The organism is Clostridium sp. E02 (assembly GCF_003833015.1).
GTDB lineage: Bacteria > Bacillota > Clostridia > Lachnospirales > Lachnospiraceae > Lacrimispora.
Map to the genome: position 1 here is coordinate 98,743 of NZ_RJLQ01000003.1, position 12,762 is coordinate 111,504.

The 12,762-nt window shown below is 41.5% G+C and carries 12 protein-coding genes; 1 reads left to right on the forward strand and 11 read right to left on the reverse strand.

The genetic code is table 11. The features are described 5' to 3' along the window. From rapZ to map, 8 genes are all read right to left on the reverse strand, one after another. Positions 1 to 882 (reverse strand): RNase adapter RapZ, encoded by an 882-nt coding sequence (gene rapZ, locus EFT72_RS02825; RefSeq protein ID WP_124065394.1) that lies wholly within the window; start codon positions 880 to 882, stop codon positions 1 to 3. Positions 883 to 901: 19 nt separating this feature from the next. Beyond that, entirely contained in the window at positions 902 to 1,813 is a 912-nt protein-coding gene (murB, locus tag EFT72_RS02830) for a UDP-N-acetylmuramate dehydrogenase (protein WP_124065395.1), read from the reverse strand. A gap of 8 nt (positions 1,814 to 1,821) precedes the next feature. Further along, positions 1,822 to 2,754, reverse strand: coding sequence for an HPr(Ser) kinase/phosphatase (hprK, locus tag EFT72_RS02835; protein WP_124065396.1), 933 nt, complete (start codon positions 2,752 to 2,754; stop codon positions 1,822 to 1,824). A gap of 96 nt (positions 2,755 to 2,850) precedes the next feature. After that, positions 2,851 to 4,722: an excinuclease ABC subunit UvrC gene (gene uvrC / locus EFT72_RS02840; protein WP_124065397.1), complete on the reverse strand. Its 1,872-nt coding sequence runs from the start codon at positions 4,720 to 4,722 to the stop codon at positions 2,851 to 2,853. 10 nt (positions 4,723 to 4,732) lie between these two features. Continuing rightward, positions 4,733 to 5,245 carry a DUF1653 domain-containing protein gene (locus EFT72_RS02845; RefSeq protein WP_124065398.1) on the reverse strand — a complete coding sequence of 171 codons (513 nt, stop codon included), beginning with the start codon at positions 5,243 to 5,245 and terminating at the stop codon, positions 4,733 to 4,735. Between the two features lie 16 nt (positions 5,246 to 5,261). Beyond that, the gene (locus tag EFT72_RS02850; protein ID WP_124065399.1) at positions 5,262 to 6,716 is read right to left on the reverse strand and encodes a putative glycoside hydrolase; all 1,455 of its coding nucleotides are present in this window, start codon (positions 6,714 to 6,716) and stop codon (positions 5,262 to 5,264) included. A 134-nt stretch (positions 6,717 to 6,850) separates the two neighbouring features. Beyond that, positions 6,851 to 7,414, reverse strand: coding sequence for a DNA-3-methyladenine glycosylase I (locus tag EFT72_RS02855; RefSeq protein ID WP_124065400.1), 564 nt, complete (start codon positions 7,412 to 7,414; stop codon positions 6,851 to 6,853). Then, complete coding sequence (map, locus tag EFT72_RS02860; RefSeq protein ID WP_124065401.1) at positions 7,414 to 8,286, reverse strand: type I methionyl aminopeptidase; 873 nt, start codon at positions 8,284 to 8,286, stop codon at positions 7,414 to 7,416. The genes EFT72_RS02855 and map overlap by 1 nt, the downstream gene beginning before the upstream one ends. Before the next feature lie 178 nt (positions 8,287 to 8,464). Here map and EFT72_RS02865 point away from each other — a divergent pair, with 178 nt between their 5' ends. Then, positions 8,465 to 9,943, forward strand: coding sequence for a DUF1846 domain-containing protein (locus tag EFT72_RS02865; protein ID WP_124065402.1), 1,479 nt, complete (start codon positions 8,465 to 8,467; stop codon positions 9,941 to 9,943). Between the two features lie 42 nt (positions 9,944 to 9,985). On the opposite strand, the gene EFT72_RS02870 is transcribed toward EFT72_RS02865, so the two are convergent. The 3 genes from EFT72_RS02870 to EFT72_RS02880 all read right to left on the reverse strand — a co-directional run bounded on the left by EFT72_RS02870 (position 9,986) and on the right by EFT72_RS02880 (position 12,749). Beyond that, positions 9,986 to 10,504, reverse strand: coding sequence for a CarD family transcriptional regulator (locus EFT72_RS02870; protein WP_243109924.1), 519 nt, complete (start codon positions 10,502 to 10,504; stop codon positions 9,986 to 9,988). Between the two features lie 247 nt (positions 10,505 to 10,751). Continuing rightward, complete coding sequence (deoC, locus tag EFT72_RS02875; protein ID WP_124065403.1) at positions 10,752 to 11,405, reverse strand: deoxyribose-phosphate aldolase; 654 nt, start codon at positions 11,403 to 11,405, stop codon at positions 10,752 to 10,754. Positions 11,406 to 11,420: 15 nt separating this feature from the next. Continuing rightward, on the reverse strand, positions 11,421 to 12,749 hold the full coding sequence (locus EFT72_RS02880) for a pyrimidine-nucleoside phosphorylase (protein ID WP_124065404.1): 1,329 nt from the start codon (positions 12,747 to 12,749) through the stop codon (positions 11,421 to 11,423). Positions 12,750 to 12,762 lie beyond the last annotated feature (13 nt).

The window sequence follows — 12,762 nt, forward strand, 5'->3', positions numbered from 1 at the left end:
CTAGACCATCCTTTTGCGTATAGTATCCTTATCAATATCACGGTGTTCTATCTTTATACCGAATTCTTCTTGTGAACGCAGTCTTTCAAAGACAGACTTAGCAATGGTAACAGAGCGGTGTTTGCCTCCGGTACAGCCTATGGCGATAACAAGTTGATTTTTGCCTTCCAGCACGTAATTGGGTATAAGGAATTCAAGCATATCATATAGCTTGTCCAAAAAAAGAGCTGCTGTCCCATATTGCGTCACAAAATCTCTTACCTCGATATCTTCTCCAGTTTTAGGACGTAATTCCTCCACATAATAAGGATTGGGCAGAAATCTTACATCAAATACCAGATCTGCATCCGAAGGAATTCCGTATTTAAAACCAAAAGAAAGGACGGTAATGTATAAATTCTTATACGCTTCATGGTTCATAAAAATCTTTTCCAGTTCTTGTCTCAATTCCTTTGTGAGAAGCTTGCTGGTATCTATGATGTAATCAGCTTCCTCTTTTAGAAATGCAAGCTTCCCACGTTCTTTTATAATTCCGCTGTCAATTCTCCCTCCAGCAGCCAGAGGATGAGCTCTTCTTGTCTCTTTGTATCTTTTAATCAGAGTCTCGTTACCGGCATCGAGAAATAAGATTTCAAAAGGAAGACGGTTTCTTGACCAATCATCAAAAATCCGGTTTAAATCCATCAAATCATCTCCACTGCGAATATCAATTCCCAGAGCCGCATTCCGAATATTCCCCGGATTTTTAAAGGTCAGATCCGCAAATGTTTCGATCAGAGGTATGGGAAGATTATCTACACAATAAAACCCCATATCCTCAAGCATCTTCAGTGCCTGCGTTTTACCCGCCCCCGACATGCCCGTTACAATTACAAGTCTCACTTTTTTCTCCTTTGCACCGTTAAATCTTACCCAGCGTCTTTACTTCCATCTCAAGTTTTACTCCGGAGTTTTTTTGCACTCGTCTCTTCACTTCTTCGATAAGCGCCATAATTTCCGCTGCCGTGGCATGCTCTTTATTGATCACAAATCCACAGTGTTTTTCCGAAACCTGGGCACCACCAAGGGAGAATCCCTTAAGCCCTGCATCTTCAATCAGTTTCCCTGCAAAATACCCTTCCGGTCTTTTAAACGTACTGCCAGCACTTGGATATTCCAAAGGCTGCTTTTCCTTTCTCCTGCGAAAGAGTTCATCCATACGGTTTTTAATGGATATTTCGTCTCCTTCTTTCAATCGGAGCTTTGCATCAACTACTATATACTGACTTGACAATATGCAGCTGGTCCGGTACCCTAATGAAAGTTCATCCGAAGATATTTCTTTGATTTCTCCATTTGCCGTTACCACCGTAACAAAACGCAAAACCTCTTTCATCTCGGAACCATATGCACCTGCATTCATCACAACTGCACCGCCTAGTGTACCAGGAATTCCTGCTGCAAATTCAAAACCAGTAAGGGATGCCTTGTATGCTTCCTTGGCAAGCCGGGCAAGGGAAATCCCTGCTCCAGCTTTTATGAATCCAATCTCCTTATCCACACTGCAATCACGAAATCCATCCATGGAAATGACAACTCCGTCGAATCCTTCATCTGCAACCAAAAGATTGCTTCCGTTCCCCAATATGAAAAATGGAATTTCTTCCCTGCGACACAAAGTAATAATTCCAGCCAGTTCTTTTTTATCTCCTGGAGTTACAAAGAATTTGGCTGGGCCGCCAACACGGAACGATGTATGCTTACACATCTCTTCTCCAGCTAAGATGTGATTTTTATCGGCTGCATCAAGAAGTTTTTCATAAATTCCAGTCATCAGACACCTCAATCATCTTGTTTTCTAGAAAGGTTTGCCTGAACGCGGTTATACAATTCCTGAGCCGCGTTGTACCCCATCTTCTTTTGTCTATAATTGACAGCCGCAGATTCAACAATGATGGCCAAATTACGTCCCGGACGAACCGGAATGGAATGACAAACCACTTCATTGCCTAAAAATTCTGTAAACTGATCTTCCAGTCCCAGCCTGTCATATTCTTTATCTTTATCCCAGTCTTCCAACTTAATCACCATATCTATGGCCTGGGTATCTTTCACACTCTCAACACCAAATAAAGTCTTGACATCAATAATGCCAATCCCTCTCAATTCTATAAAGTGTCTGGTGATTTCCGGTGCACTCCCAATCAGCGTATCATCACTGACTTTACGGATCTCTACCACATCATCGGTTACCAGACGGTGCCCTCTTTTAATAAGTTCCAGAGCTGCCTCGCTTTTACCGATTCCACTCTCACCCATAATTAGAACACCTTCGCCAAATACATCCACCAGTACCCCATGAATGCTAATACAAGGCGCAAGTTTTACCTTCAGCCAACGAATCACCTCTGCCATCAGATCTGATGTTGTTTTATCTGATACCAGGCATGGGATTCCATATTGGTTGCACAAAGTCAGTAAATCCTCATCTGGAGTCTGACTCCGGCTGTACACCAAACAGGGAATCTGATAGGAAAGCAGCTTGTCATAGACCTCAAGTTTTCTTTCATGGCTCATCTGATTGATGTATTCCTGCTCAACATATCCTATGATTTGGACACGCTCGTTGTCAAAGTGATCAAAAAAACCTGCCAGCTGCAATGCCGGACGATTGACATCCGGATGGCTAAGCACCGTCTTCTCTGCATCAATCTCCGGAGTCATATTCCGCAGATTCATTTTTTCAATTAAATCAGTAATAGGTACTCCATGCATGGGTAACGCTCCTTTTTCCATCTGTTTTTTTCATACTAACACAAATTTGGTGATTTGAAAAGCACTATCAGCCCTTTCTGCCCAGAATACAGGACGTTAAAGATGAAAGAATTCATATACGCTTTTTGCTGCACGGGAATTTAGCCCTGGTGTTTCAAGAAGCTCTTCATAAGAAGCCTCTTTCACCGCCTCTAGACTCTTGAATTTCCGCATGAGTGCTTTTCTTCTTCCTGGGCCAATATCGCTTATATCATCAAGTATGGATTTGACCTGGCCTTTGCTTCTTAAACTTCTGTGGTATTCGATGGCAAAGCGGTGAGCTTCATCCTGGATTCTGGTAATAAGCTTAAATCCTTCAGAATGGTGGTCAATCGGAATTTCTACGTTATTATAGTACAGCCCTCTGGTTCGGTGATTGTCATCCTTAACCATTCCACACACAGGTATGGTAATGTTTAATTCCTGTAATGTTTTTAACGCGATATTTACCTGACCTTTTCCACCATCCATCATAATCAGATCTGGAAACCGGGTAAAACTGCCAAACTCTTTTTCCATTCCACTCACTTTTAGACTTTCCATCTCTTTTAATCCATGAGAAAACCTTCTTGTTAATACTTCATTCATAGAAGCATAATCATTGGCTCCCTTTACCCACTTTATTTTAAACTTCCGATAATCATTCCGTTTTGGCTTTCCATTTTCATAAACGATCATGGAACCAACCGACTCAAATCCACTGATATTGGAGATATCAAACGCCTCGATCCGTTTAATTCCTTCGATTCCCAGCCAACTGCCAATTTCATTCATAGCTCCTATGGTTCTAAGTTCTTCCCGTTTGATTTTTTCCTTATCTTGGGACAGAACCAGTGCTGCATTCTTTTCAGCCAGTTCTACCAGACGTTCCTTTTGCCCTTTCTTTGGAACGAAAAGTCTTACCTTCTGACCCCTTTTGCCTGTCAGCCATTGAGCTATCACCACTTCATCTTCTAGTTGTGTCTGCGTCCATACTTCCCGGGGGATAAACGGAGTGCCAGCATAAAATTGCTTCACAAAACTGGTTAAAATCTGCTTGTTGTCCTCCGCAGTCGCTATGGTTACATGAAAATGCTCTCGGCCAATCAGTCTGCCTTCTCGTACAAAAAAGACCTGAACCACTGCATCTTTTTCATCCTTAGCGAGTGCAATGATATCCCGATCTTCCATTCCACTGTCCGTAATTTTCTGTTTTTGTGCTATCTGTTTAACACTGTTTAACAAGTCCCGATATTCAATGGCTTTCTCATAATCCATCTCTTTTGAAGACGCCTGCATCTTCTCCTCCAGCATCTGGATCACAGGCGCAAATTTCCCGCTTAAAAAATCAAGTGCCTGGGATATATTATTCCCATAACCTTCCTGGCTTATATATCCCTGACAGGGCGCCTGACACTGCTTGATATGATAGTTTAAGCATGGTCTTTCTTTTCCAATATCTCTGGGAAGATTTCGTCTGCATGTTCTGATCTGATAAAGCTTGCGAATCAGTTCAATCGTATCTTTTACGGCTCCCGCACTGGTGTATGGACCAAAATACCGATTTCTATCCTTTTTCATCTCTCTGGAAAAAAGGATTCTTGGAAACTCCTCACTCACAGTGACCTTAATATAAGGATACGTTTTATCATCCTTTAACATGGTATTATAGCGTGGCCGGTGCTCTTTGATTAAATTGCACTCCAGTACAAGTGCTTCCAATTCCGAGTCTGTTATAATGTATTCAAATCTTTCAACTCGTGATACCATCTGTTCGATCTTCGTAGTCTTGTTCCGACTGCTCTGGAAGTATTGTCTGACTCTGTTTTTTAAACTAATCGCTTTTCCTACATAGATAATTTCGTCCCGCTCATCATGCATAATATACACTCCGGGCTGGGACGGCAGCTTCTTTAGTTCTTCTTCTATATTAAATCCGATGTGGTCCACTTGGTTCGAATCACCTCAATCTCGTTCCGTCATATTTTATCTGCAGTTTTAGATACCCTTCCAAAGAATCATACAGATCTTCGGGTAACGTATCTTCATTCCCAATCTCCATGATTTCGCATAGGGCAAGGAGCTCTTCTTTCTTAAACAAACCCTTTCGCTGTTTTAGAATCTCCAACTTATCATGATACGACCTTGCATCCAAAAAAGCAAGAAGATTTTTATTATCCACTTCTTCTTCATCCTCTTTTGGCTGTGAGAATCGTTCTTTTTTCTCTGACGGCAATTGATCTGGATTCACGTATTCAAATCGATATCTTTGCAAAACGTCCGGATATTTTTCATGATCCACCTCACTAAGAAACATGGATAGAGGGCGCACATAAACTCCAAATGTACCGTAAAGCGCCTGGTAAACAACCATCTTCTCTCTTGTCTCCGAATGGACTGCCAGAGCAATCACCTGATACATCTTATCTTTAAAATGTTTGTAGAAGTCTCCTGGGCTTGGCATTCGATTCATGGTATCCCTCACTTTTTTAACGACCGGCTCTCCCCGTAGTAACAATTACCACATTCGGTTTGCTCCTGGTCTCTTTTTTATGATCCGTCTTGTCGCCTTTTTTTTCATCCGGTTCCGATTCATCAGTGGCAATTTTCCCCTCTAGACTTCTTATGGCTTCTTCTGCTTCTTCATCCTGGGATTTAGTTTCATGCGCAGATAAAACTGGCTCTTCTGGCTCTTGAATCTCTGTATCAATCCCAGCCGCTTCTCTTGACTGTTTGATCTGTTCTGCTTCTTTTATTCCATCTTCTTTTGACAAGAATGCATCCCAGGTATAGCGGTTAGAAGCGCTCCAGAGAATCCATTCATCATAGCCAGCATCGTATACTGCCTGAATCTGATCCCTGATTTCTTTCTTCCCATAAGGAATGTGATGTTTTAAGTAAGAAGCGGTAAAATCCTGAAGCCATGGACGTACCACTGCCTGTTTCTTCCCTTTTGTTTTAGATCCATTTAAATCTTTTTTTGACAGCTTTAAGGCAGCCCGTATGGTATCATATGGTTGGGTATCCGGGTGCTCAATCCCAAAATTACCATCTCCATAATGTGACGGATAAATCATGGGAGAGATGTAGTCCAGATGTTCTGCCATAGCACAGTAATCTTGTCCTACCGCATTCGCATCAATGCTGCTTCCAATAATTGTACCAAATACATCCGCTGATACGCGAACCCCCTGAACAGACAGTTTATCAGAAGCATACTGGACGAATTCCGTGATGATATCCGTTTTGGAACGTCCCTTGGTATCCCCTTCATCAAATGCCACTCGTTTCATGGAACTGTCTGTGGAAAATCGGATATAGTCAAACTGAATCTCATCAAACCCTGATTTATGAGCTTGTGTTCCTATTTCTATAAGATAGTCCCATACCTCTTTCTTATAGGGGTTTACCCATGCAAGTCCATTCTTATCCCTGTACAGCGTACCGTCTTTGTTTTTCAGGCTCCACTCTGGCTTCTGTTCTGCCAGATAGGGATCTCGAAAAGCCACGACTCTGGCGATGGTATAAATTCCTCTTGACTTTAATTCCTTCATCAACGCATCCATATTTCGGATATACCGCTTTTGTGCTCCGATTTCCTTGACTGTAAGAGCATCTCCCATGTCAAAAGTAATCCGCCCGTCATCGTTTTTTACATCAATGACCACAGTATTGATCTCTGTTCCTTGGATCTGATCTAGGATAGAGGTAAAACCTTCGGAACCTGCCATAAAACCAGAGATGTAAATTCCTTTTACTTTAACCGGCTTTTTAACCGTTTTTTCAGGTACCTCTTTTGAAATATCTGCTTGCTTCTCCTCCGTGCTCTGGCTGGGATTCTCCCTCGTTCGGTCCGATTCCTTCCCATCAAAATCCCTTCGATATCGGCTGCATCCGGTAGCTACCAAAGAACATAAAAATATTGCTATAAGCCATTTTTTCATAATACCCCATTCACTTTCTATGGTTTCTGATATGATAATGTAACAAATATTTAATATTTTACCACATTATGTAAAATTTTCCAAATAAATTTACAAAATCCCGGATGCAGCCCTTTTATCTTTCTTACTATTGTTTATTTTACGTTCTTCGTCCGGCAAAAGCAGGACAACTCATGGTCATTTACAACCCCTACGGCCTGAAGATATGAATAAATTGTTACAGAGCCAGTAAATGCCATTCCTCTTCGTTTCATTTCCTTTGACACTTGATCGGATAGACTTGTTTTTACTGGAAACTCATCCGATTCATTTTTGATTATTTCACCATTTGTAAAGCTCCATAAAAAATCAGAAAATGATCCGTATTCTTTTTGTATTTCCATAAATATTCGAGAATTTTTCACTGCAGCTACAATTTTCTTCCGATTCCTTATGATTCCTGTATCCAACATCAAAGCTTTAATTTTTTCCTCTTGATAGTTTGCCACCGTTTCTACCTCAAATTCATCAAAAGCTTTACGAAAATTCTCTCTCTTTTTCAAAATTGTAATCCAGGAAAGTCCTGCCTGGAACGTCTCCAAAAGAAACATTTCATAGAGTTTTTTATCGTCATAGACCGGAACGCCCCACTCTTCATCATGATATTCTACATAATCATGAGATGATAGGTCCACCCAGAAACAACGTTTTTTATCCATTATTTTGTTAGTACCTCCGGACCTTCTTCCGTAATCAGTATCGTATACTCCCACTGGGCGGATAAACTCTTGTCTTTGGTATAAATCGTCCATCCATCTGCTTCATCTTGTATCACATCCGGTTCTCCAGCATTGACCATAGGCTCGATGGTAAAAATCATTCCTGGAACTAGAAGCATATCCGTTCCTCTTGTCCCAATGTGGCTGACCCACGGCTCTTCATGAAACTGATTCCCAACCCCATGTCCCCCAATCTCTCTTACTACAGTAAAGCCATTGGCATAAATATACTCCGATATAGCGGCACCAATATCTCCTAAATGCCCCCATGCCTTTGCTTCTTTTAAAGCTAGATCCACGCTCTCTTTCGTTACCCTCACAAGTCGTTCTGCCTCCTGTGATACCGTACCGATACAGTACATTCTAGAAGCATCCGCATAATACCCACCAAAAATAGTGGTTACATCCACATTTACAATATCCCCATCTTTTAGAATCCTTTTTGAATCGGGGATTCCGTGGCATACCACTTCATTGATAGAAGTACACACGCTTTTGGGATATCCTTCAAAATTAAGGGGGGCAGGAATCCCTCCCAGACGAATGGTATTTTCATGTACTAGAGTATTAATATCTTCTGTACTAATTCCCGGTTTTATATTCTCTGAGACCAGGTCAAGAATCTGATTGTTGATGATTCCCGCCTTCCGAATCCCTTCGATCTGGTTTGGAGTCTTGATCATAGAATGCTCCGGTACCTCATCTCCCATAATCTCGTAGTTTTCAATCTTTTGATCAAATGCCAGATGGCAATTCTTATATTTCGTTCCGCTGCCGCACCAGCAAGCGTCATTTCTACCTATTTTAAACATATTACTCCTCCTTCTTACTACATCGTTTTAACATGTTTTTAGCCTGTTGTAAAGTGTTTCCCCCAAATAACGGGCTGGAAAACCCGTGGCATTTTGCGAATATGTATGTTACAATCGTAAAAGATTACGTGATATAAGTTCGTGTCATTGTGATGGCACAAACGTGATGGAGGGACAAATGAATATAGGATTTGATAACAACAAGTATTTAACTATGCAGTCAGAGCACATCAAAAAACGTATCAGTCAGTTTGGAGACAAACTCTATCTGGAATTCGGAGGGAAACTATTTGATGATTACCACGCTTCCCGTGTACTTCCTGGATTTGAGCCCGACAGTAAACTTCGTATGCTGATGCAGCTTGCTGACCAGTCTGAAATCGTGATTGCTATTAGCGCCGCAGACATTGAAAAAAATAAGATACGTCACGATCTGGGCATTACCTATGATGTTGATGTGTTTCGATTAATTCAGTCTTTTCGAGACAAGGGGCTTTATGTCGGAAGTGTTGTTATCACACAATACTCTGGACAAAAAGCCGCTGATTTGTTTAAAAATAAGTTAGAGCATATGGGGATTTTAGTTTACCGGCATTATATTATCGATGGATATCCCAGCAATATACCATTTATCGTCAGTGACGAAGGCTACGGAAGAAATGACTATATTGAAACCACCAAGCCTCTGGTTATTATCACAGCACCCGGACCTGGAAGCGGTAAGATGGCAACCTGCTTATCCCAGCTCTACCACGAAAACAAACGCGGAATCAAAGCTGGGTATGCAAAGTTCGAAACATTCCCCATATGGAATATTCCACTAAAGCATCCGGTAAATCTTGCTTATGAAGCGGCTACAGCGGATCTAAACGATGTGAATATGATTGATCCATTTCACCTAGAAGCCTATGGAGAAACAACGGTAAACTATAATCGTGATGTGGAAATTTTTCCAGTTTTAAGTGCTATTTTTGAGGGGATTTATGGAGAGTGCCCTTATAAATCTCCCACTGATATGGGAGTGAACATGGCTGGCTTGTGCATCGTAGAGGATGAGGTGTGCCAAGAAGCCTCCAAGCAAGAAATTATCAGACGGTATTATCAGGCCTTAGCCCGGCTTGCAAAAGATATGGGTTCCAAAGATGAAGTCTATCAGATTGAACTTCTTCTGAAACAGGCAAAACTCACCACTGATTTAAGAAAGACAGTAAAATCCGCCTGTGATCTGGCCAAAAAAAGAGGAACTCCAGCCGCTGCTCTTATGTTGCATGATGGAACGATCATAACAGGCAAGACCACCAACTTACTTGGGGCATCTGCAGCGGTTCTTTTAAATGCGGTTAAGGTGTTAGGAAATATTCCTCACAACGTTCACTTAATATCCCCTGCAGCCATTGAACCAATCCAAAAATTAAAAGTGAACTATCTGGGAAGTAAAAATCCAAGACTTCACACCGATGAAATTTTAATCGCGCTTTCCACCTGTGCTGCCTCAGATGCCAATGCTCAAATCGCTATGGATCAGCTTCACAAATTAAAAGGCACGGAAGCACATACCTCCGTACTTTTATCCGATGTGGATATTAAAACCTTCAAAAACCTTGGGGTCCATTTGACCTGCGAACCGATCTATGAGGAAAAAAAGCTTTACCATTAAAAAAAATCCCTGCCTTCCCCCAAAATGGGGAGAAGGAGGGGATTAGATGTTTTCCTCTACATGTACGCGTTTCGTAATCATGTTTTTTATTTTTGTTTTGTCTACATCCAAAGCAACTGCCAATTCTCCGTATAGAAGATCTTCTGCCATGCTATAATATAAATCATCTTTTGCCGTATTCTTTTTTCCTTCTGCAAGACGTTTTTGTTTTTTCAAATACAGTGTCTTAACGATCTGCATCCAACCGGTGCAATCATTCTTTAACATGAGTTCCTTAAACTTTCCTTCTCTCTGCCTGTCATCAAGCACCCAAATGGTCTCGATCTCTGGGATTTGGTCAATGAGTTTGATAGCTTCCTCTCTGGTAGAAGCGGGTCTTATGGGTGTTTTCCGGTTGTCGACCGGTGTATATACGGCACTTTGGTGTTCCTCATACAGAGGCTTCAAAGTATAGTAGAGCCTTTCCTCATCTGCTGCATACATCTGCAAATTCCCAATGGATTTTACCTTACATATCCCATGAGTGCCAAATACAACTAGATCATTTACCTGAAACATCATTCATTCCTCCTGACTGAAATCCAACGCTGATAAAAAAAGTTACAATTGCTATTCTTATAGTTTAACACTTTTGTACCCGTTTTGTCAGTGTTTTTTTTAAATTATGTCATTTTCGTGAAATATAACCAGAGGGTAGGGGGGTATTTTTTGTGCAAATTAGAGATTAATTCACAAAAAAACACCTTAAGCTGCTCTTCCTTATAAAATGTCAGATAGTTAAGGTGTTATTAAATCCCATTAAAAGGAATTATTTACTCTTTTGCGCTACAAGTTTTACTGCAGAACTTGCCCCTACCCGGTTGCATCCGGCTTCTAAATAGGTTCTTAATTCCTCCAGCGTACGAATCCCTCCAGCTGCTTTTATCTTGACGTCTGGTCCGATCTGTTCTTTGAAAAGCTGAATATCATTTAAATCAGCTCCACCACTTCCAAAACCAGTGGACGTTTTAATATAATCAGCTCCTGCTGCTGTCACTGCCTTGCACATGGCAATCTTTTCTTCTTCTGTTAAGTAGCAAGCCTCAATGATCACTTTTAAGATTTTATCCCCTGCCTCTTGCTTCAGTTCTAAAATCTCTTGCTCAACCTTTTTATAATCTCCGTTTTTTACATCGCCAATATTAATTACCATATCTATCTCGTAAGCCCCATCCTCAATAGCTCTTTGAGTTTCAAGTACTTTGGACTTGGTATCGCTGTATCCCAATGGAAATCCCACTACGGTACAAATAGTCAGAGTTGGGAACTCCTTATGGACCCGGCTGATATAACTTGGAGGAATACAAACTGAAGCGGTATGATACTCCATTGCCTCCTTGCAAAGTTCTTCTATCTCTGTCCAAGTTGCAAACGCCTTTAACAACGTATGATCCACATACGTTAACATCTCTAAATCTGTCATCTTCTTGATTCCTTTCTACTTTATCAAATGAATTATGCCCTCTTTGGTGACCCTTGCATATACAAGTGGTTCCGGTTCTGGCCGTATTTGGTCTACAGTGACTGCCTGTATAAACATTTCTTCAGAAGCCTTAAAAAGCTCTTGTCTTGAAGTGTATAAAACCGCTAAGGTATCTCCTGGTTCCACAGGCTCTCCTACCTTCTTCTTCAATGCGATTCCAGCGGTATAATCAATGGGGCTTTCTTTTGTCAGTCTTCCCGCACCAAGAAGAGAAGAGGCAATTCCGCATTGTTCTGTATTCATTGCCGTAATATATCCGCCTTTTACTGATTTCACTTCTTTTTCAAAAGACGCTCTTACAAATAAGGCTGGATTCTCAATCACAGAAGAATCTCCCCCCTGGGCTTTTACCATAGCCGCCAAACAAGAGAGGGCACTTTTATCCTCAATGGTTCTCTCTGCCTGTTTCCTACATTCTTCCAAGCTCCCTTTTCCTGCCAGAAAAAGCATTCCTGCTGCCAGGTTTAAGCAAACCTCTGTCAAATCTTTTGGTCCATTTCCATTTAACGTTTCTACCGCTTCGATTACTTCCAGACTGTTTCCAATTAAATTCCCCAAAGGAATGTCCATATTGGTGATCATCGCCATCGTATTCTTTCCTGCATGTTCTCCTATGGCTACCATCTTTTCTGCCAGTGTAATGGAATCCTCTAAGGTTTTCATAAAGGCGCCGCTTCCGGTTTTAACATCCAAAAGGATACAGTCATTTCCAGCTGCCAGTTTTTTACTCATGATCGATGCAGCAATCAAAGGAATGCTATCTACCGTCGCCGTCACATCTCTAAGTGCATATAGTTTTTTATCGGCTGGTGCCAAATTACCGGACTGCCCGATCACAGAAAGACCTGTGGTGTTGACAACTTCAAAGAATTCTTCTTGTGTCAACGTAGTGCGAAATCCAGGAATGGATTCTAGTTTATCAACCGTACCTCCCGTATGCCCAAGGCCTCTCCCTGACATCTTTGCCACCTTCACTCCACAGGCAGCTGCAATGGGAGCTACAACCAACGTTGTCTTATCCCCCACACCGCCAGTGGAGTGTTTGTCTACTTTCACGCCTTTAATGGGAGACAGATCCACCATGTCGCCAGAATGGGCGACTGCATCTGTAAGAACCGCTGTTTCTTTGTCTGTCATACCCTTTAAATAAATGGCCATCAGCATAGCGGCCATCTGATAATCAGGAGCTTCTCCCTTCACATAACAGTCTATCATCCATCGGATCTCCAGATCCTCTAAAATTCCACCATTCCGCTTTTTCGCGATTAAATCATACATTCTCATAAGAACGGACCTC

Excerpts from the sequence above, each read along its gene's own strand:
- EFT72_RS02845 (WP_124065398.1), bottom strand. The coding sequence starts at position 5,245 with ATGAATCGAATGCCAAGCCCAGGAGACTTCTACAAACATTTTAAAGAT.
- hprK (WP_124065396.1), bottom strand. The coding sequence starts at position 2,754 with ATGCATGGAGTACCTATTACTGATTTAATTGAAAAAATGAATCTGCGG.
- EFT72_RS02870 (WP_243109924.1), bottom strand. The coding sequence starts at position 10,504 with ATGATGTTTCAGGTAAATGATCTAGTTGTATTTGGCACTCATGGGATA.
- deoC (WP_124065403.1), bottom strand. The coding sequence starts at position 11,405 with ATGACAGATTTAGAGATGTTAACGTATGTGGATCATACGTTGTTAAAG.
- murB (WP_124065395.1), bottom strand. The coding sequence starts at position 1,813 with ATGACTGGAATTTATGAAAAACTTCTTGATGCAGCCGATAAAAATCAC.
- EFT72_RS02865 (WP_124065402.1), top strand. The coding sequence starts at position 8,465 with ATGAATATAGGATTTGATAACAACAAGTATTTAACTATGCAGTCAGAG.
- EFT72_RS02880 (WP_124065404.1), bottom strand. The coding sequence starts at position 12,749 with ATGAGAATGTATGATTTAATCGCGAAAAAGCGGAATGGTGGAATTTTA.
- EFT72_RS02855 (WP_124065400.1), bottom strand. The coding sequence starts at position 7,414 with ATGGATAAAAAACGTTGTTTCTGGGTGGACCTATCATCTCATGATTAT.
- EFT72_RS02850 (WP_124065399.1), bottom strand. The coding sequence starts at position 6,716 with ATGAAAAAATGGCTTATAGCAATATTTTTATGTTCTTTGGTAGCTACC.
- map (WP_124065401.1), bottom strand. The coding sequence starts at position 8,286 with ATGTTTAAAATAGGTAGAAATGACGCTTGCTGGTGCGGCAGCGGAACG.